This window comes from Tistrella mobilis, assembly GCF_041468085.1.
Taxonomy (GTDB): Bacteria; Pseudomonadota; Alphaproteobacteria; order Tistrellales; family Tistrellaceae; genus Tistrella; species Tistrella mobilis_A.
The window spans coordinates 611,915-633,405 of sequence record NZ_CP121017.1 but is presented as its reverse complement, the minus strand read 5'-3'; the positions used below and the strand labels follow the sequence as shown (position 1 = coordinate 633,405).

Annotated in this window: 19 protein-coding genes and 4 tRNA genes; 9 read left to right on the top strand and 14 right to left on the bottom strand. The window is 69.3% G+C overall.

Going from position 1 to position 21,491, the window contains the following annotated elements; translation table 11 throughout:
* Window positions 1-18: 18 nt before the first annotated feature.
* From P7L68_RS08660 to P7L68_RS08610, 11 genes are all read right to left on the bottom strand, one after another.
* Window positions 19-204 carry a hypothetical protein gene (locus P7L68_RS08660; protein WP_372004213.1) on the bottom strand — a complete coding sequence of 62 codons (186 nt, stop codon included), beginning with the start codon at window positions 202-204 and terminating at the stop codon, window positions 19-21.
* A 431-nt stretch (window positions 205-635) separates the two neighbouring features.
* A complete protein-coding gene (gene rplL / locus P7L68_RS08655; protein WP_372004212.1) occupies window positions 636-1,013 on the bottom strand; it encodes a 50S ribosomal protein L7/L12 in 378 nt (125 codons plus the stop codon).
* A gap of 141 nt (window positions 1,014-1,154) precedes the next feature.
* Complete coding sequence (gene rplJ / locus P7L68_RS08650) at window positions 1,155-1,673, bottom strand: 50S ribosomal protein L10 (protein ID WP_372006801.1); 519 nt, start codon at window positions 1,671-1,673, stop codon at window positions 1,155-1,157.
* 331 nt (window positions 1,674-2,004) lie between these two features.
* Window positions 2,005-2,724, bottom strand: a complete 720-nt coding sequence (gene rplA, locus P7L68_RS08645; protein WP_372004210.1) for a 50S ribosomal protein L1 — start codon at window positions 2,722-2,724, stop codon at window positions 2,005-2,007.
* Window positions 2,725-2,728: 4 nt separating this feature from the next.
* A complete protein-coding gene (gene rplK / locus P7L68_RS08640) occupies window positions 2,729-3,157 on the bottom strand; it encodes a 50S ribosomal protein L11 (RefSeq protein WP_372004208.1) in 429 nt (142 codons plus the stop codon).
* Between the two features lie 189 nt (window positions 3,158-3,346).
* Complete coding sequence (gene nusG / locus P7L68_RS08635; RefSeq protein WP_014746160.1) at window positions 3,347-3,880, bottom strand: transcription termination/antitermination protein NusG; 534 nt, start codon at window positions 3,878-3,880, stop codon at window positions 3,347-3,349.
* 21 nt (window positions 3,881-3,901) lie between these two features.
* A complete protein-coding gene (gene secE / locus P7L68_RS08630) occupies window positions 3,902-4,099 on the bottom strand; it encodes a preprotein translocase subunit SecE (RefSeq protein WP_014746161.1) in 198 nt (65 codons plus the stop codon).
* A gap of 77 nt (window positions 4,100-4,176) precedes the next feature.
* Window positions 4,177-4,251, bottom strand: a tRNA-Trp gene (locus P7L68_RS08625).
* A 345-nt stretch (window positions 4,252-4,596) separates the two neighbouring features.
* A complete protein-coding gene (tuf, locus tag P7L68_RS08620; RefSeq protein ID WP_372004205.1) occupies window positions 4,597-5,787 on the bottom strand; it encodes an elongation factor Tu in 1,191 nt (396 codons plus the stop codon).
* A 90-nt stretch (window positions 5,788-5,877) separates the two neighbouring features.
* Window positions 5,878-5,951, bottom strand: a tRNA-Gly gene (locus P7L68_RS08615).
* Window positions 5,952-6,033: 82 nt separating this feature from the next.
* A tRNA-Tyr gene (locus tag P7L68_RS08610) sits at window positions 6,034-6,119 on the bottom strand.
* Between the two features lie 225 nt (window positions 6,120-6,344).
* On the opposite strand from P7L68_RS08610, the gene rlmB reads away from it, so the two are divergent.
* On the top strand, window positions 6,345-7,214 hold the full coding sequence (gene rlmB / locus P7L68_RS08605) for a 23S rRNA (guanosine(2251)-2'-O)-methyltransferase RlmB (RefSeq protein ID WP_372004203.1): 870 nt from the start codon (window positions 6,345-6,347) through the stop codon (window positions 7,212-7,214).
* Here rlmB and P7L68_RS08600 read toward each other — a convergent pair.
* From P7L68_RS08600 to P7L68_RS08590, 3 genes are all read right to left on the bottom strand, one after another.
* Window positions 7,160-8,668: an ATP-binding protein gene (locus P7L68_RS08600; protein ID WP_372004201.1), complete on the bottom strand. Its 1,509-nt coding sequence runs from the start codon at window positions 8,666-8,668 to the stop codon at window positions 7,160-7,162. The two genes, rlmB and P7L68_RS08600, sit on opposite strands and share 55 nt — an antisense overlap.
* Window positions 8,658-9,380, bottom strand: a complete 723-nt coding sequence (locus tag P7L68_RS08595; RefSeq protein WP_372004199.1) for a winged helix-turn-helix domain-containing protein — start codon at window positions 9,378-9,380, stop codon at window positions 8,658-8,660. Before P7L68_RS08595 ends, P7L68_RS08600 begins: the two co-directional genes overlap by 11 nt.
* Before the next feature lie 232 nt (window positions 9,381-9,612).
* Window positions 9,613-11,169 carry a DegQ family serine endoprotease gene (locus P7L68_RS08590; RefSeq protein ID WP_372004197.1) on the bottom strand — a complete coding sequence of 519 codons (1,557 nt, stop codon included), beginning with the start codon at window positions 11,167-11,169 and terminating at the stop codon, window positions 9,613-9,615.
* A gap of 267 nt (window positions 11,170-11,436) precedes the next feature.
* Between P7L68_RS08590 and P7L68_RS08585 the strand changes: the two genes are divergently transcribed.
* The 8 genes from P7L68_RS08585 to P7L68_RS08550 all read left to right on the top strand — a co-directional run bounded on the left by P7L68_RS08585 (window position 11,437) and on the right by P7L68_RS08550 (window position 21,452).
* Window positions 11,437-11,512, top strand: a tRNA-Thr gene (locus P7L68_RS08585).
* Between the two features lie 546 nt (window positions 11,513-12,058).
* Complete coding sequence (locus tag P7L68_RS08580) at window positions 12,059-14,482, top strand: molybdopterin-dependent oxidoreductase (RefSeq protein WP_372004195.1); 2,424 nt, start codon at window positions 12,059-12,061, stop codon at window positions 14,480-14,482.
* Window positions 14,479-16,383 (top strand): ABC transporter ATP-binding protein/permease, encoded by a 1,905-nt coding sequence (locus tag P7L68_RS08575; RefSeq protein WP_372004193.1) that lies wholly within the window; start codon window positions 14,479-14,481, stop codon window positions 16,381-16,383. The genes P7L68_RS08580 and P7L68_RS08575 overlap by 4 nt, the downstream gene beginning before the upstream one ends.
* Window positions 16,380-16,967 carry a hypothetical protein gene (locus P7L68_RS08570; RefSeq protein ID WP_372004191.1) on the top strand — a complete coding sequence of 196 codons (588 nt, stop codon included), beginning with the start codon at window positions 16,380-16,382 and terminating at the stop codon, window positions 16,965-16,967. Before P7L68_RS08575 ends, P7L68_RS08570 begins: the two co-directional genes overlap by 4 nt.
* A gap of 167 nt (window positions 16,968-17,134) precedes the next feature.
* On the top strand, window positions 17,135-17,311 hold the full coding sequence (locus P7L68_RS08565) for an RSP_7527 family protein (protein ID WP_372004189.1): 177 nt from the start codon (window positions 17,135-17,137) through the stop codon (window positions 17,309-17,311).
* 200 nt (window positions 17,312-17,511) lie between these two features.
* Entirely contained in the window at window positions 17,512-18,456 is a 945-nt protein-coding gene (locus tag P7L68_RS08560) for a DMT family transporter (protein WP_372004187.1), read from the top strand.
* Window positions 18,457-18,570: 114 nt separating this feature from the next.
* On the top strand, window positions 18,571-20,040 hold the full coding sequence (locus tag P7L68_RS08555; RefSeq protein WP_372004185.1) for a deoxyribodipyrimidine photo-lyase: 1,470 nt from the start codon (window positions 18,571-18,573) through the stop codon (window positions 20,038-20,040).
* Window positions 20,041-20,045: 5 nt separating this feature from the next.
* Complete coding sequence (locus P7L68_RS08550; RefSeq protein WP_372004184.1) at window positions 20,046-21,452, top strand: NAD(P)/FAD-dependent oxidoreductase; 1,407 nt, start codon at window positions 20,046-20,048, stop codon at window positions 21,450-21,452.
* The last annotated feature ends 39 nt before the right edge of the window (window positions 21,453-21,491 follow it).

Below are 21,491 nucleotides of genomic sequence, written 5' to 3'. Positions count from 1 at the left end.
AGACAGTCGATCCCGCACTCACCGTCCCAGGCCACCGGCTGCCGACGCGCCGGTGAAGTCGGACATTTCGACGAAAACGGCCGGCACTCCGCCCGCGCGCCTCGCGCGCTGCGATGAGCCGACCAGCCATCCGTCGTTCACGTCCTGCTGCGTGCCCGTCCATGACGGGATCGCATCCTTCCGCCGAGGAACGATCGCCTGCATATCCGCCTGAAATCCACATATCCGAAGACATGCCCGATCCAGCCACATACACATGCGGTTGCGGCGCCATGCCGGATCCTGCATGACGCCCGATGAAACCCGTAAGTAGTTGCGTGTGTCCAGCCTGTCGCGGAGCCAAAGCTGCCCATCACCACTTGCGAGCCTGTGACCATATCGCAAAGCATCCGGGATGGGAAGATTTTTGTTGCAGCATCTGGCTGCCCCATCCTGGCGGCACGCAATGATCCCGGCCCGCCGGTCACACCGCCCTGTTTTCCGTCCGGTCCGCGGGGCTGCTGCCGCCAGAGGGCCATCCCGGCAAGGCGACGCCGCCCGCCCCCGGACGAACCGGAGTCGGGCGGCGCAGCTGCCGCGACACCCACAGGCGTCGCGGCGGATCGCTCGGTCGAGCGATGCGTGTCGTTCGTGAATTACTTCACCTCGACCTTCGCACCGGCCTCTTCCAGCTTCTTCTTCATCGCCTCGGCTTCGTCCTTGGTCACGCCTTCCTTCACCGGCTTCGGCGCGCCCTCGACCAGGTCCTTGGCTTCCTTCAGGCCAAGGCCGGTGATCGCACGGACTTCCTTAATGACGTTGATCTTCTTGTCGCCGGCGTCGACGAGGATCACGTCGAACTCGGTCTTCTCCTCGACCGGGGCGGCAGCCTCGGCGGCGCCACCGACGGCAGCCACGGCGACCGGAGCGGCGGCGGAGACGCCCCACTTCTCTTCGAGCATCTTCGAGAGCTCGGCGGCCTCGATAACGGTAAGGGCGGACAGCTCGTCAACCAGGCGGGCGAGATCGGCCATTGTAGTAGCTCCTGAACTTCGATCCGGTTCGGCCCGCACGGGACCCGGTCATGGGCCGGCATCCGCCGTGCCACCGACCGGCGCCCTGATTCGGGCGGGCCTTCGATGATGGGTTTGGTCCGAGGGGTGGGCAGCCTGGGGTCAGGCGGCCTGGTCCTTCTCGGCATAGGCCTTGAGGACACGGGCCAGCTGACCGCCGGGGGCCTGCAGCACGCCGACGATGCGGCTCGCGGGCGCCTGAAGGACGCCGATGAGCTTGCCGCGCAGTTCGTCGAGCGACGGCAGGTCCGCAAGGGCCTTGATGCCGTTGGCGTCGAGGGTCTGACCGATGATGCCGCCGCCCAGAACAACGAGCTTTTCGTTGGTCTTGGCGAACTTCATCACCGCCTTGGCCGCCGCCACCGGATCCGACGACACCGCAATGGCGGTCGGGCCGTTGAACAGCGGGATGATCCCCTCGAAAGCCGTCCCCTGGAGTGCCAGACGGGCGAGCGTGTTCTTGGTGACCTTGAAGGACGCGCCAACGTCGCGCATCCCGATCCGGAGCTGGGTGGACTCGGCCACCGTCAGACCCCGGTAATGGGTCACCACCACGACGCCCGCGGACGTGAAGGACTGGCGCAGTTCTGCGACCAGCTCTTCCTTGCTTGCACGATCCACGGTTCGTCTCCGCGTGTGGGTTACCATGCGATGCGCCGGCTCCCCGCAGGGGGGACGTCGCATCGCGGCTCGGTGGCACCGTTTCTGGTTTCCGGCCGGGCCGGGAACCGTCGGGGTGCCGTCCGCACCTGCCGCGAGTCTGCGAACCGTCCGGACCGGCAAGGCGCCGTACCGGATCGATTGCTCGCCGTCTGGACAGGCGGATCCCGGGGGATCCATTAAATGCCGGGCGCTCCGGTCGGAACCGGGGGCCGGCACACCTGCCGTCTCGGACAGGACGGTCTTCACTCATCCGGCCTGCGGAGTCCGCAGGCCGGATGAAAGTCTGATATCAGGCCGCGTTGCCCTGGCCACCCGGCTGGGTGATCTCGGCAATGTCGACGCGCACGCCCGGACCCATGGTCGAGCTGAGCGCCAGCTTCTTCAGGTAGGTGCCCTTGGCACCCGACGGCTTCGCCTTGACCAGCGCATCCACGAAGGCGCGGATGTTCTCGATCAGGGCGGTCTCCGAGAAGCTCGCCTTGCCGACGCCACCATGGATGATGCCGGCCTTTTCGACGCGGAACTCAACCTGGCCGGCCTTGGCGGCCTTGACCGCATCGGCGACGTTCGGGGTGACGGTGCCGAGCTTCGGGTTCGGCATCAGGCCGCGGGGGCCGAGCACGCGGCCCAGACGACCCACCACCGGCATGAGGTCCGGGGTCGCGATGGCGCGCTCGAAATCGATCTTGCCGCCGAGGATCTCTTCGGCCAGATCTTCCGCACCCACCACTTCGGCGCCGGCCGCACGGGCCTCTTCGGCCTTGTCGCCGCGGGCGAAGACCGCCACGCGCACGCTCTTGCCGGTGCCGTTGGGCAGCTGCACCACGCCACGGACCATCTGGTCGGCATGACGCGGATCGACACCCAGGCCGACCGAGATTTCGACGGTCTCGTCGAACTTCGCGCCGGCATTGGCCTTCACCAGCGCCACCGCCTCGTCAAGGCCGTAGAGCTTTTCGCGATCGACGGTCGCGCGGGCCTGCTTCAGTCGCTTGCCGTGGAACGCCATCCGATTACTCCACCACCACGAGGCCCATGGACCGGGCCGAGCCCTTCACCATCTGAATCGCGCCGTCCAGGTCGTTCGCGTTCAGATCGACCATCTTGTCCTCGGCGATCTTGGCGATCTGCTCAAGGGTGATGGAACCGGCCTGGGCCTTGCCGGGGGTGGCACCGCCCTTGGAGATGCCGGCGGCCTTCTTGATGTAGTAGGAGACCGGCGGCTTCTTCATGATGAAGGTGAAGCTGCGGTCCTGGTAGGCCGTGATGACCACCGGGATCGGCATGCCGGGTTCCATACCCTGGGTCTGCGCGTTGAACGACTTGCAGAACTCCATGATGTTCAGGCCGCGCTGACCGAGCGCGGGACCGATCGGCGGCGACGGGTTCGCCTTACCGGCCGGCACCTGAAGCCGGATATAGCCGGTAATCTTCTTTGCCATGTTCAGACCCTTCCATTCAGACGGGGCGGCGGTGACGGCCCTGGCCAGGCCTCCCGCCGGCACCACCCGCAGGCCTCCGTGCCGTCACCGGCGCCGGATCTGCGGGCTGCATCCGCCCGGCGGATGCCGGAACGGATGCGGGCGAAGCCGGCCCCTGATGAGGCCGGCTTCGCCCGAAGCCTTGATGTCTCAGACCTTCTCGACCTGAGAGAATTCCAGTTCGACCGGGGTCGAGCGGCCGAAGATCGAAACGGCCACCTTCAGGCGGGCCCGCTCGTCGTCGACATCCTCGACCACACCGTTGAACGAGGTGAACGGACCGTCGGCCACACGCACCTGCTCGCCGATCTCGAAGCTGATCGACGGCTTGGGGCGCTCGACGCCTTCCTTCACCTGATTGATGATCCGATCGGCTTCGGCCTGGGTGATCGGCACGGGGCGCGACCCGCCGCCGCCCAGGAAGCCGGTGACCTTCGGCGTGTCCTTGACCAGATGCCAGGTGTCGTCGGTCAGCTGCATCTTCACCAGCACATAGCCGGGGAAGAACTTGCGCTCGGTGTTCACCTTCACGCCGCGCCGGACCTCGACCACGTCTTCGGACGGCACCAGGACCTCTTCGATCAGGCCTTCCATGCCCTTGCGGGCGGCCTGTTCGCGGATCGACTGCGCCACCTTCTTCTCGAAGCCCGAGTAAACGTGGATGATGTACCAGTTGCTGATCATGGTGCCGGCTCCTCGTTCAGGTCAGGCGCCGAGGCCGAGGATCAGCCGAACGCCCCAGGCGATCACCTGGTCGGCGACGAAGAAGAAGATCGCCGCAACGAACGCCATCACGAACACGGTGGCGGTGGTGATCAGCGTTTCCTTGCGGGTCGGCCAGGTGACGCGGCGCGCCTCCTGACGAACCTGCCGCACGAACTCGCCGGGGGAAGTCTTGGCCATGGCTACTCTGTTCCGGATCTGCCGCCGGTCAGCCCGGGCGGCTCTGGGTCGGGGTCACGAACGCGCGGCGGAGAGGTTGGCAGGAGTGGAGGGACTCGAACCCCCAGCCCCCGGTTTTGGAGACCGGTGCTCTACCATTGAGCTACACTCCTCCACCGCCGCACGACACACCGGACCGGCCGATGCGACGTGCCCTTCAAAGATCACGGCCCACCTTCCTCAAAGCTTTCACACGATGCGTATCGCAGAAGGCCCGGTTCGGCAGACAAGGATCGCCGTCGCCCGCAGGTGCGGACGGGCCATCCTTCTAGCGCGTCATGTCCGACTTGTCGAGACACTTTCGACGCCCTGCGCGCAGTTCTTGGCGAAGCCTCCACCGCACCACCCGGCACCGCGGAGAAAACGCCGCGGCCCCTGCCGGACGGGGGTCCGGCAGGGGCCGCAAAGCGGGTCCGAAGGCTGCCGGAACCAGGGTTCCGGCAGCCTTCGGAGGAAGGTCAGGCCACGACCTTGGCGACGACGCCGGCGCCGACGGTACGGCCGCCTTCGCGGATCGCGAAGCGCAGGCCTTCGTCCATGGCGATCGGCGAGATCAGCTCGACGGTGACCGACACGTTGTCACCCGGCATGACCATCTCCGTGCCTTCCGGCAGGGTGATGACACCGGTCACGTCCGTGGTCCGGAAGTAGAACTGCGGACGATAGTTGGTGAAGAAGGGGGTGTGACGGCCGCCCTCTTCCTTGGTCAGGATATACGCCTCGGCGGCGAACTTGGTGTGCGGGGTGATGGTGCCCGGCTTCGCCAGCACCTGACCACGCTCCACGTCCTCGCGCTTCGTGCCGCGCAGCAGCACGCCGACATTGTCGCCGGCCTCGCCCTGATCCAGCAGCTTGCGGAACATCTCGACGCCGGTCACCGTGGTCTTCGTGGTGTCGCGCAGACCCACGATCGCCACTTCCTCGCCGACCTTGATCACGCCGCGCTCGATACGCCCGGTCACAACCGTGCCGCGGCCCGAGATCGAGAACACGTCTTCGATCGGCATCAGGAACGGCTGGTCCTTCGGACGATCCGGGGTCGGGATGTACTCGTCAACCGCACGCATCAGCTCAAGGATCCGCTCGGCGCCGATCGACGGGTTCGTGCCCTCGATCGCAGCCAGAGCCGAGCCCTTGATCACCGGAATGTCGTCGCCCGGGAAGTCGTAGCTGGCGAGCAGCTCCCGCACTTCCATCTCGACGAGCTCCAGCAGCTCCTCGTCGTCGACCATGTCGACCTTGTTCATGAACACGACAAGCGCCGGAACGCCGACCTGACGCGCAAGCAGGATATGCTCGCGGGTCTGCGGCATCGGACCGTCCGCCGCCGACACGACCAGGATCGCGCCGTCCATCTGCGCCGCACCCGTGATCATGTTCTTCACGTAGTCGGCATGGCCGGGGCAATCAACATGCGCATAGTGACGGGCTTCCGTCTGGTACTCGACATGCGCCGTGTTGATGGTGATGCCGCGCTCCTTCTCTTCAGGAGCCTTGTCGATCGAGTCGTACGACGTATAGGTCGCTCCGCCCGTCTCGGCCAGAACCTTCGTGATCGCAGCCGTCAGCGTCGTCTTGCCATGGTCCACGTGACCGATCGTGCCGATGTTCACGTGCGGCTTGCTGCGCTCGAACTTTTCCTTACCCATCCTGCTCAAACCCGACTAGAGAGCTGTACCGACGGAGAAAACGCGGCTGCCCAAAGATTTCGGGCCCGCGAGGGTAGCATTTCCGGGATCTGGAGCGGGTGACGGGAATCGAACCCGCATAGCCAGCTTGGAAGGCTGGAGCTCTACCATTGAGCTACACCCGCGCCCGCGCGACCAGAAGGCCACCCCCGTGTGAGGAAGGCCGGTCACGCCTGCATCCGCGACCAGGCTGCGCTGCAGGGAAAGTGGTGGAGGGGGTTGGATTTGAACCAACGTAGGGAAAACCCGGCAGATTTACAGTCTGCTGCCATTGACCGCTCGGCCACCCCTCCATGGGTGCTTCCTGCACCGCGCCTTGGCGACGGCACTATGGAAATTCGCGGGAAGAAGTCAACGAGAATGTTGCTGGGCACGCATTCGAAGACCTTGTCCCACGATTGCGAACCGGTACCTGGGTACGGGTCCGCTTGACGAAGCCTTGTTCCCTGCCCCATGAAGAGGCCGGAACCGGCCGCGTCGAACGCGGTGTAGCGCGTTCGTAACGAAACCGAGGACCGATGTCAAACCAAGATCGCCGTCGACCGTCAAATCGTGATTCAGCACATCGTGATCAGGCACGGGCCGGCCGCAGCCGGGGACGGGGCGACCAGGGCGGCCGCGACACCGGCGGCGGGCTCTGGTTCTATGGCCGCCACCCGGTCGAGGCGGCGCTCGCCAATCCGGCGCGCAGCCTGCACCGGCTGCTGGTCGCCGAACGCTCCGAGGCGGCGAGCGATCCGAAACTCTCCGCCCTCGCCCGCAAGCGCAACCTGCAGATCGAGACCGTCGCCCGCGCCGAGATCGACCGGCGGTTCGGCGAGGATGCCGTGCATCAGGGCATCGCGCTTCAGCTCGCCCCCCTGCCCGAGCGGGACCTTGAAGCCACCCTGGCCGCCGTGCCGGAAGGCCCGGCCCTGATCGTGGTGCTGGACCAGGTGACCGACCCGCATAATGTGGGCGCGATCCTGCGCGCCGCCGCCGCCTTCGGCGCCGCCGCGGTGATCACGACCGAACGGCGGGCGGCTCCGGAAAGCGCCGTGCTCGCCAAGGCCGCTTCGGGCACGCTCGAACTCGTGCCGCTGGTTCAGATCGGCAACCTCGCCCGCGCACTCGACGAGCTGAAGCGGCTGGGCTGGTGGTGTGTGGGCCTCGACGGCCATGCGACGCAGGATGTCCGCGCCGCCGGCCTGCCCGACCGCCTGGTCCTGGTCATGGGTGCAGAGGGCCCGGGGCTGCGCCGGCTCACCCGCGAGACCTGCGACCTGCTGCTGCGCCTGCCGATCTCGGACCGGGTGGAAAGCCTGAACGTCGCCACGGCGACCGCCGTCGCCCTTTATGCGCTGGGCCCGGGCCGGAGCGGCGCAGAGAGGGGCGGTTCGGAGGCCTGATCCAGAGCCCGGGGCGCAGCACCGTCTCGCGGCAGCCTCAACTCCACGGCGAGCCCGGGCATGGGCTCGCCGGGTGCCGTATCGGCCAGCACCAGCCGGCCGCCGTGCAGCCGGGCCACGGCATCGGCAAGTGCAAGCCCCAGCCCGCTTCCGGGCCGGCTGCGGGCCGGATCGAGCCGGGCATAGCGCTCCACCACCCGCGCGCGTTCCGCCACCGGAACCCCCGCCCCGCGATCCTCGACCCTGATCACGATCCAGGCCCCGTTCGCCTCGGCGGCGAGCCGGATCGCCACCGGCCCGGCGCCGTGTTTCAGGCTGTTCTCAAGCAGATTGGCCACCGCGCGCTGCAGCAGCGCCCGGTCGCCCGGCCGCGTGATGTCGGGGTCGAGCACGCTCGTGACCGGGCGGCCCTCGTCCTCGAACGGCAGTTCGTAGATCTCGGCCAGTTCCGCCACCAGGGCGGTCAGATCCACCAGCGCCCAGGCGGTGCGGCCGGCACCGCTTTCGGCCCGGGCGATGGTGGTCAGCGCCTCGAAGGTCTGGATCACCCGGTCGATTTCAGCCACCGCCTCGTCGAGCCCCGCGCGCGCCGCCTCGCCGTCGCCGTGTCCGATGGCGGCCGCCGCCTCTTCCGCCGACACCCGCGCCCGGGCCAGCGGCCCGCGCAGGTCGTGGGCCATGGCGTCCGAGGCGAGCCGGCTTGCGGTCATCAGCCGGGCGATCTCGTCGAGCATTGCATTCACGGCATCCGCCAGGCGGTCGTATTCGTCTCCGCTGCCGGCCACCGGCAGCCGTTTTTCCATGTCGCCGGCCATGATCCGGCGGGCGGCCTGGGCCATGGCATCCACCCGGGCCAGCGATCGCCGGGCGAGGATCCAGCCGCCGTATAGGCCCAGCAGCAGCACCAGCCCCATCGACCAGGCCGAGGCCTCGGTCACCAGCTCGCGGAACCGGGCGCGCTCGGCCAGATCCCGGCCGACCAGCAGCCGGAAACCGCCCGCCAGCTGATAGACCCGGACCCGGGCCGTGCGGCCATCGGCCAGTTCGGCATCGATGGCACCATCCGCCGTCACCTCCGCCGTCCGCGGCCAGGCATCCAGCGTGCCCTCGATGGGCACACCGTCGGGTGCCGCCAGCAGATAGATGCCGCCCAGCCCCATGCCGGGTGTGGCCCCCGGATTGGGCCCGGGCCGGCCGCGCGGCGCGCCGGAGCGGGCGCGCACCACCTCGATCAGCCGGCCCAGCCCTTCGATCCGGTACTGTTCGGCCAGGCCGCGGACCTCGGCATCCAGCGTCTGGTCGATCTGCTGGTCGATCAGGGTCAGCGCCGCCCAGGTCACCGCCCCCAGCACCAGGCCGGTCGAGGCCACGAAAACCGCCAGATACATGGCGACGATCCGGGCAGCGGAGGTGCGGCGCAGATGCCGGAACAGCCCGGCCGCATCAGCGGTCATCGTCGTCTCCGGCGCCGGCACTGCCCCCCTGGGCGATGTCCTCCATCCCCAGCGAATAGCCGCCGCCGCGATGGGTGCGGATCAGCGGCCGGCCGAAGCCCCGGTCGATCTTCTGACGCAGCCGGCTGACATGCACCTCGACCACATTGGTCTGCGGCTCGAAATGGAAGTCCCAGACCCCTTCATACAGCATGGCCCGGGTCACCACCTGGCCTTCATGGCGCATCAGGAATTCGAGCAGCCGGTATTCCTGCGGCCTGAGGTCGATGGCGCGGCCGGCGCGGGTCACCCGCCTCGTGCGCAGATCGACCTCCAGATCCGCCACCACCAGCCGGTCGGTGGCCGTGGCCTGCACCGGGCGGCGGCCCAGCGCCTCGACCCGGGCGACAAGTTCGACCGCGGCGAAGGGTTTGGAGAGATAGTCGTCGCCGCCGGCCTTCAGCCCCCGCACCCGTTCATCGACATGGGCAAGGGCCGAGAGGATCAGCACCGGGACGCCCTGTCCGGCGCCGCGCAGCGCCCCCAGCACCGCCAGCCCGTCCAGCCCCGGCAGCATCCGGTCGAGCACGATGACGTCATAGCCGCCGCCGGTGGCGAGAAACAGCCCCTCGCGCCCGTCGGGCGCCCGATCGACCACATGTCCCGCCTCGGTGAGCGCGCGCGTCGCCTGCTGGGCGGTACGGTCGTCATCCTCGATGATCAGGATCTTCATCGGCCGGCATGTCCTGAAGCGGTGGGCAGGAGCGGGTTGTGGAAAGACGCGACGCGGGCGGGTGCCCCCGGGGATGGTGGCACCCGCCCGCGTCTGCCCGCAAGCATCGCATCTGCCCTGCGCTGCCTGCGGGTCGAGGATCCGGAGCGACCAGGAGGGAGGGTCAGCCGCTCCGGGGGGCGTCGGCCGGGCCGGTGCGCGACCCGGACGACGTCAACCGGTCAGCTGGCGATCACTTGATCTGGACCGCGACGAAGCGGCTCTCATTGCCGCGGGCGACCAGCAGCAGGATGTGGTCGCGCTTGCGGGCACGGGCCTCGTCGATCAGGGCCGTCACCTGAGAGGGGCGATCGACCGCCGTGCCCGCCACCTGCTCGATCACGTCACCGGGGCGCAGTTCCGGGCCGGGACCCGGGCGGGGCCGCTTGTCGTCGCCTTTGGGCGGCAGAATGTCGACCACCGCCACACCCTTGACGCCGTCGTCGATGCCCAGCCGCTGGCGCAGCCCGTCATCGATCGGGGCCAGGCGCACGCCCAGCGCATCCACCGCGACACCGGCGCCCGGATCGGCATGATCGCCCTGCTGGTTGGCCGCCAGATCCTGCGGGCGCTCGCCCAGACGGATGCGGATATCCTTCTGGTCGCCCTGGCGGCGGACGGTCAGGCCGACCCGGTCGCCCGGCTGCAGATCGCCCACCTTGCGGGTCAGGTCACGGGCATCCTTCACCGGCTGGCCGTCGATCTGCACCACCACATCCCCGCGTTCCAGCCCGGCATCGCCCGCCGGGCTGCCGGGCAGCACCCGGGCGATCAGGGCGCCTTCCGGCTTGTCCATGCCCAGCGCCTCGGCGATCTCGGGCGTCAGCGGCTGGATTTCCACGCCCAGCCAACCGCGGGAGATGCTGCCGCTTTCCTTCAGCTGTGCAATCACCTTGGTCGCGATATTGGCCGGGATCGAGAAGCCGATGCCCACCGACCCGCCATTCGGGCTGTAAATGGCGGTGTTGATGCCGATCACCCTGCCGCTTTCGTCGAAGACCGGGCCGCCGCTGTTGCCGCGATTGATCGCGGCATCGATCTGCAGGAAGTCGTCATAGGGGCCGGCATTGATGTCGCGGTTGCGGGCAGAGACGATGCCCGCGGTCACCGTGCCACCCAGGCCGAACGGATTGCCGACCGCCAGCACCCAGTCGCCCACGCGGGCGGCGTCGCTGTCGCCGAACTGAACCGCCGGCAGGTCGTGGCCGGCCTCGATCTTCAGCAGGGCAAGGTCGGTCAGCGGGTCGCGGCCCACCAGCGTGGCGGTGTACTGGCTCTTGTCCTCCAGCGTGACCTTGATCTCGGTGGCACCGTCGATGACGTGGTTGTTGGTCACGACATAGCCCGAGGGATCGATGATGAAGCCCGATCCCAGCGCATTGACGACCTGGGGGTGGGTCGGCTGCTGGCCCTGCATGAAGGGCTCGAAGAAGCGGCGGAAGGGGGAGTTCTCGGGCAGGTCGAAGGGCAGCATCTGCTCGGGCCCGCTCGGCTGCTGGATTTCCTGGGTGGTGGAGATGTTGACCACCGCCGGCATCACCTTCTCGGCCAGCGGAGCGAAGCTTTCGGGCAGCGAGGCGGCGCTGGCGGGGGTCGGCGCAACCACCGTGCCGCCGACGGCGGCCAGCGGCAGGGCAAGTGCCACGCCGGCCATCAGCCCGGCGCCATAGCGGCGCAGACGGTTGGTGTGGCGGCGGGCTGCGAAGTCGCGGGGGCGGATCGCGGCCGGCTGGGGAAGCTGTTCGGTCATGGCGTCAGATCCTCGGGTCAGGACAGCCGGCCCCCCTGGGGGGAAGAACGGAGGGGAGAAGGAGGCGTTTCGGCTGCGTCGTCGAGGATCATTCAAGCAGCCGCGCCCTCACCGCCGGGTGTCAGGAACATGAACGCCCGTTCATCTTTCCGACCTTCGTAGCCTTGTCCCGGTCACCGTCACGCGGTATGTAGTGCGGGTGCCGTCGCGCACAGGCTGTACCCGGCTCCGGCCGGGACGCGCCCCGGGCCCGATGCGGCGCCGGCTGCCGGATTAGCTCAATTGGCAGAGCACCCGCCTTGTAAGCGGAAGGTTGTGGGTTCAAGTCCCCCATCCGGCACCAGCGCGGCCCGCCCCCGGTCAGATGCCCTGCCCGGCGCACGCCGCGACCACCTCCCCAACGCTTCGGTTACCGGCTTTACACAGCCTTTTCGGGAACGTCACTTCAGCTGTGATGCCCGTCACTTCGCGTGTGCCCGTCGTTTCCTATAGTGCCCGTCGTAGCCGTGATGCCGGCGGCAGCTCCCACTCCCCGGCATCCCGTCCATTCTGGCGCCCGTGCCCGGATGGACCCTACCCGATTGGTGCTGATGCTTGACTTGAGCCCCGCCCGGCGCGTTCGCGTGCCTAGCGGGGCTTTCTTTTTGTCCCGGTACCACAGCCCACGGCGCCGGGCCTCATCAGCGCTTCATCGCGATGCAACAGCATGTTGTGCACCGCGGGCGGGCGGCCCGATCCACAGCCGGCACAACCTGCCCGATTCTTAGGCAGCCCCTGAACGACTCGGATGGAGTCAGGGGTTTGGACTCGTTGTCCACAGACTTCTCCACCAGAACGGGGGAAAAGCTGGAGGCTTCCAGCAGACCGCAGCCGCAGCTAGTCTGAGGGGATGAGTGATCGTTCCATCGAACCGGACCCCGCCGGTGCACACCCGACCCGCTGGCTGATGACCCATTACGGGCCCTATCAGGCCGGCCTGGACGCGGCCGGCCGGCCGCAGCTTGCGCCCGATCCCGCGGATCCGGCGCCGACGCCGCTCGGCCTGGCGCTGGCAGAGGTCGATCACCGGCTGCGCATCCGCCGCCCCGCCGCCCGCAGCACCTGGCTTGCGGCGGTGGAAGCGGGCCGCGATCCGGAAGGGAGTGGGCGCGGCGCGGCGCCCTTCGTGGAACTGCCCTGGGACGAGGCGCTGGATCTGGCGGCTGCGGAACTCGCCCGCATCCATCGCGATCACGGGCCCACCGCCATCTATGGCGGCAGCTATGGCTGGGGCTCCGCCGGCTGGTTCCACCGTGCCCGGGCCCAGCTGCACCGGCTGCTGGCCGCCGCCGGCGGCTTCACCATGGGGGTCGGCACCTATTCCCACGGCGCGGCAGAGCGGATGATCCCGCATGTTCTGGGGCTGGATTTCGCCGCCGCCGGTGCCGCCGCCCCCGATTGGGACGAGATCGCGACCGCGACCGACATTCTGGTCAGCTTCGGCGGCATCCCGCTGCGCAACACCCAGCTCGACTGGGGCGGCATCCCGGGCCATCGGGTGGGCGCGGCACTCGCCCGCGCGCTCGATCGCGGGCTCGACATGGTGACCGTGGCGCCGATCGCCGATGATGCCGCCGCGGCCGGCCGTGCCGACTGGGTCCGGATCCGCCCCGGTACCGATGTGGCGCTGATCCTGGCCCTGCTCCATGCGCTGATCACCGACGGGCTGATCGATCGCCCGGCGCTCGACCGCCTCACCCATGGCTGGCCGGTGCTGGAAGCCCATATCCTGGGCCGCGACGGCACTGCGCCCAAAACCCCGGCCTGGGCCGCCGGCATCACCGGCATCCCGGATGCCGCCATCACCGCCCTTGCCAGAAGGCTCGCGGGCCGCCGGGCGCTGATCGCCATGGCCTGGGGCGTTCAGCGCCACCAGAACGGCGAGATGGCGGTCTGGGCCGCCCATGCCCTGGCGGCAGCCCTGGGCCAGATCGGCCTGCCCGGCGGTGGCGTCGGCATCGGCTATGGCGCCGGCGGCGGCTTCGGCCTGCCCCAGACCGGCCGTCGCCCCGGGCTGATCGGGGCGCTGCCCAACCCTCAGGGCATGGAGGTGCCGGTCTCGCGCTTCGCCGACATCCTGCTCGCCCCCGGCGCCACCATCCATCACGACGGCCGCCGGATCACCGCCCCCGATATCCGGCTGGTCTGGTGGGCGGGCGGCAACCCCTTCCACCATCACCAGGATCTGAACCGGCTGATCCGGGCCTGGGCGGTGCCGCGGACCATCATCGTGCAGGACATGGTCTGGACCCAGACGGCGCGCCGCGCCGATCTGGTCCTGCCCGCCACCGGGCCGCTGGAACGCGCCGATATCGCGGGCGGCCTGCAGGGCCCCACGATCATCGCCGCCGATGCGCTGGTGCCGCCGGTGGGCGAGGCCCGTGACGATCATGCCATTCTGGCCGCGATCGCCGACCGGCTGGGCTGCCGGGCCGCTTTCGACGACGGGCTCGACGCCGAAGCCTGGCTCGCGCGGCTCTGGGATCGCGCCCGCAATGGCGCCCCCAACCTGCCCGATCTGGCCGACCTGCCCGATCTGGCCGGGCTGCGCGCCCTGGGGCGGATCGACCCCGCGCCCCTGCCCGATGCAGCCCGACAGCGCGCCGGAAGGCTCGCCCACTTCCGTGCCGACCCCGAGGCCGGGAAGCTGCCGACACCCTCGGGGCGCATCGAACTGGCGTCAGAGGCGATCGCAGCCATGGGGCTTCCGGCCCATCCCTGCTGGCAGCCGCCGGCGGAATGGGCGGGCAGCGACCTCACCGCCCGTTTCCCCCTGCATCTGCTCTCGCCCCAGCCGGCGACGCGGCTGCATGGCCAGCTCGATCACGCCGCCCACTCGCTTGCGGCCAAGCATGACGGGCGCGAGCGGGTGATGCTGCATCCCGACGATGCCGCCGCCCGCGGCATTGCCGAGGGCGACTGCGTGATGATCTGGAATGATCGCGGCGCCTGCCTTGCCGCCGCCCTCCTGTCCACCGACATCATGCCCGGTGTCGCGGCCCTGCCGACCGGTGCCTGGTATGATCCCTCCCCCACCCTGAAGGATGCCGCCGGCCGGCCGGTCTGCCGCCACGGCAATCCCAACCTGCTGACCCGCGATGCCGGCTCTTCGCCGATCGCCCAGGCGCCGGCCGCCCAGACCTGTCTGGTGCAGATCCGGCGCCTCGATCCCGCCACCGCCGCCGCGGAACGCCCCAGCCCCCATGAAGGCCCGATGTTCGCAGATCGAGACACCCTGACGACCACCAGCCCCCACGCCGGACCCGCGGCATGAGCCGTGGCATGCGCCGCGGCGGGGGTCTGCCCGCCGATCTGCCGCCGGCACCGGTAGAACGACCGCAATTCGCCGCCGCCCGCGACCTGCTGCCCTATCTCTGGCCGCGCGGCCGCACCGACATGAAGATGCGCGTGGTGCTCGCCCTGCTGGCGCTGGTCGGCGCCAAGGCGGCGATGCTGACCGTGCCGCTGTTCTACAAACAGGCGGTCGATGCGCTGGGCACCGGGGCCGGCACGGCCGCAACCGCGGTCACCGTGCCGGTGATGCTGATCGTGGCCTATGGCGTGGCGCGTCTGGCCGGCCAGGCGCTGGGCGATGTCCGCGATGCGGTTTTCGCCCGCGTCGCGCAGAACGCGACCCGCGCCGCCGGGCTCGACGTTTTCCGCCATCTTCACCGCCTGAGCCTGCGCTTTCATCTGGAACGGCGCACCGGGGCGCTGGCCCGCGCCATCGAACGCGGTGTTCAGGGTATCCAGTTCCTGCTCTCCACCGTGCTGTTCAGCATCGTGCCGACGCTGATCGAACTCTGCCTGGTCGCGGTGGTGCTCTGGCGGCTCTATGACTGGCGATTCGCGGCGGTGACGCTCGCCACCGTCGGCATCTATGTCGCCTTCACCATCCGGGTCTCGGAACTGCGAGTCGTCCATCGCCGGGTGATGAACGAACGCGACCAGGAAGCCGGCGGCCGGGCGATGGACAGCCTGCTCAACTACGAGACGGTGAAGTATTTCGGGGCCGAAACCCGCGAGGCCGAGCGCTACGACCGAGCGCTCGCCGCCTATGAAACCGCGGCGGTGCGCGCCCAGCTCTCGCTCTCGGGTCTCAATGTCGGCCAGGGGCTGATCATCGCCTCCGGCCTGGTCGCGATCATGCTTCTGGCGGCCAGCGGCATCGCCGACGGCAGCATGACCATCGGCGACTTCGTGGCGGTCAACGCCTATCTGATCCAGCTTTACGTGCCGCTCAACGTGCTGGGTTTCGTCTACAGGCAGCTGCGCCAGTCGCTGACCGATATGGAAACCATGTTCTCGCTGGCGGCGGTGGCGCCAGAGGTCGCCGATCGCCCGGACGCCCCGCCGCTTCGGGTCACCGGTGGCGAGATCCGGTTCGAAGACGTCGTCTTCGGCTATGATCCGCGCCGGCCGATCCTGAAAGGGTTGAGCTTCACCGCCCGCGCCGGCAGCACCGTCGCCATCGTCGGGCCCTCGGGCGCCGGCAAGTCGACCGTCTCGCGGCTGATGTTCCGCTTCTTCGACCCCGGTTCCGGCCGGATCCTGGTCGACGGGCAGGAGATCGGGGCGGTCGCCCAGGAAAGCCTGCGCGCCGCGATCGGCATGGTTCCGCAGGATCCCGTGCTGTTCAACGACACCCTCGGCTACAACGTCGCCTATGGCCGCCCCGAGGCCAGGCCCGACGAGATCCGCGCCGTGCTCGACCGCGCGGCGCTGGGCCCTCTGCTCGCCAGCCTGCCCGACGGGCTGGAGACGCGGGTGGGTGAACGCGGGCTCAAACTTTCGGGCGGAGAGAAGCAGCGGGTGGCGATCGCCCGCGCGCTGCTCAAGGATCCGCCGATCCTGATCTTCGACGAGGCGACCTCCGCCCTCGACACCCGCACCGAAGCCGCCATCCGCGACGGGCTGGCGCTGGCCGGACGCGGCCGCACCATGCTGGTCATCGCCCACCGCCTGTCGACCATCGTCGATGCCGATCTGATCGTGGTGATGGAAGACGGCCGGGCGGTCGAACAGGGCCGGCACGACGAGCTGGTCGCCGCAGGCGGGCTTTATGCCCGGCTCTGGGCGCAGCAGAGTGCCGAGCCCGAGACGGCCGGGGCAGGATCGTCGAAAGAGGCAGGGTCGTCGAAAGAAGCAGGCACATCCGAAGAGGCGGCATCATGACCCGACGCGCAAAGACCGCGCCTTTTCCCGAGGTCGCCGTGGCCAAAAGCCCGATGCGCATCGCCACCCTGCTGGTGGTCGGCCTGGTCTGGATCGCCGCCTGCGCCTGGTTCGCGGTCCAGGGGCTCAGCGGCGCGATCGAGGATCCGGCGGCGCTGCTGGTGTTCTCGGCCCTGCTCGCCGGCATCGCCGGCATGCTGGTCTGGACGGTGATCGATCTCGTCCGCCGACCGGGGCCGGTGATGGTGCTGGCCCCCGACGGGCTGATCGCGCCCTTCCTCGGCAGCGACCGCCCGATCCCCTGGGCCGATGTCCAGATGCGCCGCTCGGCCCTCGGCGCCTGGTTCATGGGCATCGTGCTCGCGGTCAGGATCGACCCCACCATCCATACCGGCCGCCCGGGGCCCGCCCGGCTGTTCGGCTCCGGCGGGCGCCGGCTGGATGACGGCCGGGTCGAGGTCGATATCGCCCTGCCCAACATCTTTGCCGGCGGGCGCGAAAAGGTCATCGCGATGATCATGCAGCGGCATGTACCGGCGGCGCTCGCCGCCGCCGGCATCGCTCCGGGCGGCAGCAAGCGCTGAGGCGGAGGCACCCCAGGATACGTCCGGAAGTATGTGCTGCATTGCAAAAGGCGCATTGGGCAAACCGGCCCTGCGGGCCTACCTTTCAGTCATCGAACACGACCGCTCCGGTGCGGCGCCCGACAGTCACGGACGCCCCGGAGCCGACTGAAACCGGAGTGCCTCCCATGGCCGCCACCAAGATTGCCCAGATCCCCTCTCAGGACGAAATCGACGCGCTGATCCGCGAAGCCCGCCAGATGCGCGCCCGCGCCTTCGCCCGGTCGATCGACAACCTCATTGCCCGCATCGGCCGCCTGTTCGGCGGCCACCAGGGCACCAATGGCGGTCTCGCCGCCCGCTGAACGGATCTCCGTTCCGGCAGTTCCCATCCCCCGCACAGCCCGTGCTGCAGTGCAGCATATCCCGGACGTCGTGCCGTCGGTTCGGGGACTTGCCACAGCCCGGTCTCGACCATGAGGCGCCGACCCGTTAAGGTTCGGCGCCTCATGTCGTTCAGGCGCCCCGGCAGCCGGCGCCACAGTGTTTCGGGAAGATCCTCAAGGTGGCATCGGATACCCCCCGCCCCGCGACCGACACCGTGGTCGACGCCTCCGCCCGCCGTCGCGCCATGGCGGCGCTGGTGCTGACCGTGACCTTCTGGTCGTTCAATTTCGTGGTCGGCCGGGCGGTGGCCGGGCAGGTGCCGCCGCTCACGCTCTCTTTCCTGCGCTGGTTCTTCGCCTTCCTGCTGTTCAGCCTGATCGCCTGGCCGCATGTGCTGCGCGATCGCGCGGGCCTGCTTCGCGCCTGGCCCAAGCTGCTGCTGATGGGGCTGACCTCGGTTGCCGGCTACAACACCTTCGTCTATCTGGCGCTGGAACGGACCACCGCCATCAATGCGGTGCTGCTGAACGCCACCATGCCGATCGCGATCGCGGTGATGGCGGCACTGGCCGGCGTCGACCGGCTGGGCCGCCATCAGCTGGCGGGGATCATCGTCTCGTTCTGCGGCGTGGCCTATATCGTGGCGGGTGGCGACCCCATGGCCCTGCTGCATCTGCAGATCGGTGCGGGTGATCTCTGGATCCTGGGGGCCACGCTTTCCTGGGGTGTCTATTCGGTGGCGCTGCGCTTCAAGCCGGCCTGGCTGCACCCCTTCTCGCTGCTCTGGGCCAATATGCTGATCGGCATGCTCGCCCTTCTGCCGCTGGCGCTGACCGAGGTGGCCGACGGCCGGCTGCCGGTCGTCTCGGCCACCACCATCGCGGCGGTCGCCTATGTCGCGATCTTCCCCTCGATCATCGCCTATATTCTCTGGAACGGCGCGGTGGCGAAGATCGGCCCGAACCGGGCGGGTCTGTTCATGCATCTGATGCCGATCCTGACGCCGATCTGGAGCATGCTGTTCCTGGGCGAAAGGCTGGGGCCCCATCATCTGGCCGGCGGCATCGCAATCCTCGCCGGGCTGGTGCTCACCACCCGGGCGCCCCGGGCCGCCCGCCGCTGACCGGGGCGCCCTGCCGCCGAATTGGGTGATCCGGCACCGGAGCCGGGCCGTATAGTGACATGAACCATGCCGGCGCGCCGGCATGCCCGACATGTCCCTGTCCGCCGAGGCCCGATGACCGATCGTCCCCTGATCGTCTGGTTCCGCCAGGATCTGCGCATCGCCGACAATCCGGCGCTTCATCGCGGCGCCCGGAGCGGTAACCGGCTGGTCTGCGTCTATGTCCATGAAGACGACGACCCGGCCCATGACGATGTGCCGGCGCCGCGCCCGCTCGGGGGGGCCGCCCGCTGGTGGCTGCACGGGTCACTGGCTGCACTCGATGGCGATCTGCGGGCGATCGGGGGGCGGCTGCTGCTGCTGAAAGGGCCGGCGGCGCGCGAGATCCCGGCGCTCGCCCGCCGGATCGGTGCCGGGGCCGTGCTGGTCAACCGGGTCTATGATCCCGAAGGTGCCGCCCGCGACCGGGCGATCGCCGGTCGCCTCAAGGCCGACGGCGTTCATATGGCCGGCCACAACGCCCTGCTGCTTCACGAACCCTGGACGATCGCGACGAAGACCGGCGGCCCCTATCAGGTCTTCACCCCCTTCTGGCGCGCAGCGCGCGAGGCGGGTGAAATCCCGCCGCCTCTGCCCGCACCCGACCGGCTGGACCTGGTTGAAGACGCGCCGGAAGGCGTGCCGCTCGCCTCTCTGAACCTGCTGCCGCGGACCGGCTGGGCGGGCGGCATCGCCGCCAGCTGGACACCCGGATCGGCCGGTGCCCGCGACCGTCTGGCCCGCTTCCTGGACAAGGCGCTCACCGGCTACAAGCCCGATCGCGACCTGCCGGCGGGAGAGACGACCTCGCGACTGTCGCCGCATCTGCGCTTCGGCGAGATCGGTCCGCGCACGGTCTGGCATGCGGTGCATCACGCCATCGAGGCGCACGGCCTTACCGGTCCGGCCCGGGCCTCGGCCGAAACCTTCCTCACCGAACTGGGCTGGCGCGAATTCAGCTATCACCTGCTGCATCATTTCCCGCACCTGCCGGCGCGCGATCTCAAGGACCAGCTGGCGGGCTTTCCCTGGCGCGAGGATGCGGCAGCCCTTGATGCCTGGCAGCGCGGCCGGACCGGCTATCCGATCGTCGATGCCGGCATGCGCCAGCTCTGGCACACGGGCTGGATGCACAACCGGGTGCGGATGGTGGTCGCCTCCTTCCTGGTCAAGCATCTGATGATCTGGTGGAAGCCGGGCGAGGCGTGGTTCTGGGACACGCTGGTCGATGCCGATCCGGCCAGCAACACCGCCAGCTGGCAATGGTCGGCCGGCACCGGCGCCGATGCCGCCCCCTATTTCCGGATCTTCAACCCGGTGCTTCAGGGCGAGCGGTTCGACGGCGAGGGCGCCTATGTCCGCCGCTGGGTGCCCGAGATTGCAAAACTGCCCGACCGCTATCTCCACAAACCCTGGACGGCCCCTGCCTCCGTCCTCGTCGCCGCCGGCATCAAACCCGGCCATACCTATCCCGCCCCGATCGTCGATCACGATCAGGCCCGTGAGCGTGCGCTCGCGGGTTATGCGCAGACCCGCAAGGAGTGAACCGGATGTACGGTCTGAACGAGATCGAGCAGGCGGGCGGGACCGCCGAACGCCTCCGGCCGGTGGCGGTGATCGGCGCCGGCGGAGCCGGGCTCGCCGCCGCCTGGGCGCTGGCCCGCTCCGGCCGTCCGGTCGTCCTGATGGAGCGCGAGCCCCGCGCCGGCGGCCATATCAACACCATCGATGTCGGCCCGGCGCTGGGCAGCCCCCATCCGGTGCCGGTCGATACCGGCTTCATCGTCTATAACGAGCGCAACTATCCGAACCTGGTCCGGCTGTTCGACGCCCTCGGCACCACCACCGCGGCCAGCGACATGTCGTTCTCGGTCAGCCTCGCGGGTGGCGCCTATGAATATCGCGGCAGTGCCGCCGGTCTGTTCGCCGCCCGCCGCAACCTGATCGACATGGGCCATTGGCGGATGCTGCGCGACATGCACCGCTTCAACCGTCAGGCCCCGGCTCTGGCCGTCGACGGCACCGAAAGCCTGGGGCGGTTCCTGGACCGCAACGGTTTCTCGACCGATTTCGCCCGCCGCTATCTGCTGCCGATGGGCGCGGCGATCTGGTCGGCGCCGATCGCGACCCTGCTGGACTTTCCCGCCGAAAGCTTCGTGCGCTTCTTCCGCAACCATGCCCTGCTCGACTATCGCGGCCGGCCGGTCTGGCGCACGGTCGCCGGCGGCACGCGCAGCTATGCCGATCAGATCCTGGCCCATCCTCTCATCACGCTCGAAACCTCGGCCGGTGTGGAAGCGGTGATCCGCAGCCCTGCGGGGCCGATGGTGAAATGCCGCGGCCGCATGGCCGAGACCTACTCGGCCGTCATCCTCGCCACCCATGCCGACGAGGCGCTGGCCCTGCTCGACCGGCCGGATGCTGCCGAGCGTCGGGTTCTGGGGGCCTTCGGCTATCAGCCCAACCGCGCGGTGCTGCACCGTGACCCCCGGCTGATGCCCCGCCGGCGCCGGGCCTGGGCGTCCTGGAACTATCTGGGGCATGCCGACGGCAGCGGCACCGAACAGCTGGCGGTCAGCTACTGGATGAACCGCCTGCAGCCGCTTGCAACCGGCACCGACATCTTCGTGACCCTGAACCCCCCGGTGGAGCCGCGCGAGGTGATCGCCGACATCACCTATGCCCATCCGGTGTTCGATGCCGCCGCCATCGCGGCCCAGCCGGCCCTGGCCGGGATCCAGGGGGATGGCGGGGTCTGGTTCGCCGGGGCGCATTTCGGCTTCGGCTTCCACGAGGATGCCTGTGCCAGCGGCCTTGCGGCGGCGGTGATGGCCGGTGCCGATCTGCCCTGGCCGGAACTGCTGGGCGAGGCGACCATGCGCCGCCTGCCGGCCCTGAGCGCCCTGCCCGCGCGGATCGAGGCGTCGAGCCACCGCTGGGCCCTGGCTGCGGAATGATCCCAAGCTTCTGTCGCCCGGACGCTGGATTTGTTTCCG

Bases quoted from the DNA above. Each gene is read 5' to 3' on its own strand.
- rlmB (WP_372004203.1), top strand. From the start codon at position 6,345: ATGTCAAACCAAGATCGCCGTCGACCGTCAAATCGTGATTCAGCACAT.
- rplK (WP_372004208.1), bottom strand. From the start codon at position 3,157: ATGGCAAAGAAGATTACCGGCTATATCCGGCTTCAGGTGCCGGCCGGT.
- P7L68_RS08550 (WP_372004184.1), top strand. From the start codon at position 20,046: ATGTACGGTCTGAACGAGATCGAGCAGGCGGGCGGGACCGCCGAACGC.
- P7L68_RS08575 (WP_372004193.1), top strand. From the start codon at position 14,479: ATGAGCCGTGGCATGCGCCGCGGCGGGGGTCTGCCCGCCGATCTGCCG.
- P7L68_RS08565 (WP_372004189.1), top strand. From the start codon at position 17,135: ATGGCCGCCACCAAGATTGCCCAGATCCCCTCTCAGGACGAAATCGAC.
- tuf (WP_372004205.1), bottom strand. From the start codon at position 5,787: ATGGGTAAGGAAAAGTTCGAGCGCAGCAAGCCGCACGTGAACATCGGC.
- P7L68_RS08580 (WP_372004195.1), top strand. From the start codon at position 12,059: ATGAGTGATCGTTCCATCGAACCGGACCCCGCCGGTGCACACCCGACC.
- P7L68_RS08555 (WP_372004185.1), top strand. From the start codon at position 18,571: ATGACCGATCGTCCCCTGATCGTCTGGTTCCGCCAGGATCTGCGCATC.
- nusG (WP_014746160.1), bottom strand. From the start codon at position 3,880: ATGATCAGCAACTGGTACATCATCCACGTTTACTCGGGCTTCGAGAAG.
- P7L68_RS08660 (WP_372004213.1), bottom strand. From the start codon at position 204: ATGCAGGCGATCGTTCCTCGGCGGAAGGATGCGATCCCGTCATGGACG.
- P7L68_RS08595 (WP_372004199.1), bottom strand. From the start codon at position 9,380: ATGAAGATCCTGATCATCGAGGATGACGACCGTACCGCCCAGCAGGCG.
- rplL (WP_372004212.1), bottom strand. From the start codon at position 1,013: ATGGCCGATCTCGCCCGCCTGGTTGACGAGCTGTCCGCCCTTACCGTT.
- P7L68_RS08600 (WP_372004201.1), bottom strand. From the start codon at position 8,668: ATGACCGCTGATGCGGCCGGGCTGTTCCGGCATCTGCGCCGCACCTCC.
- rplA (WP_372004210.1), bottom strand. From the start codon at position 2,724: ATGGCGTTCCACGGCAAGCGACTGAAGCAGGCCCGCGCGACCGTCGAT.
- secE (WP_014746161.1), bottom strand. From the start codon at position 4,099: ATGGCCAAGACTTCCCCCGGCGAGTTCGTGCGGCAGGTTCGTCAGGAG.
- P7L68_RS08590 (WP_372004197.1), bottom strand. From the start codon at position 11,169: ATGACCGAACAGCTTCCCCAGCCGGCCGCGATCCGCCCCCGCGACTTC.
- P7L68_RS08570 (WP_372004191.1), top strand. From the start codon at position 16,380: ATGACCCGACGCGCAAAGACCGCGCCTTTTCCCGAGGTCGCCGTGGCC.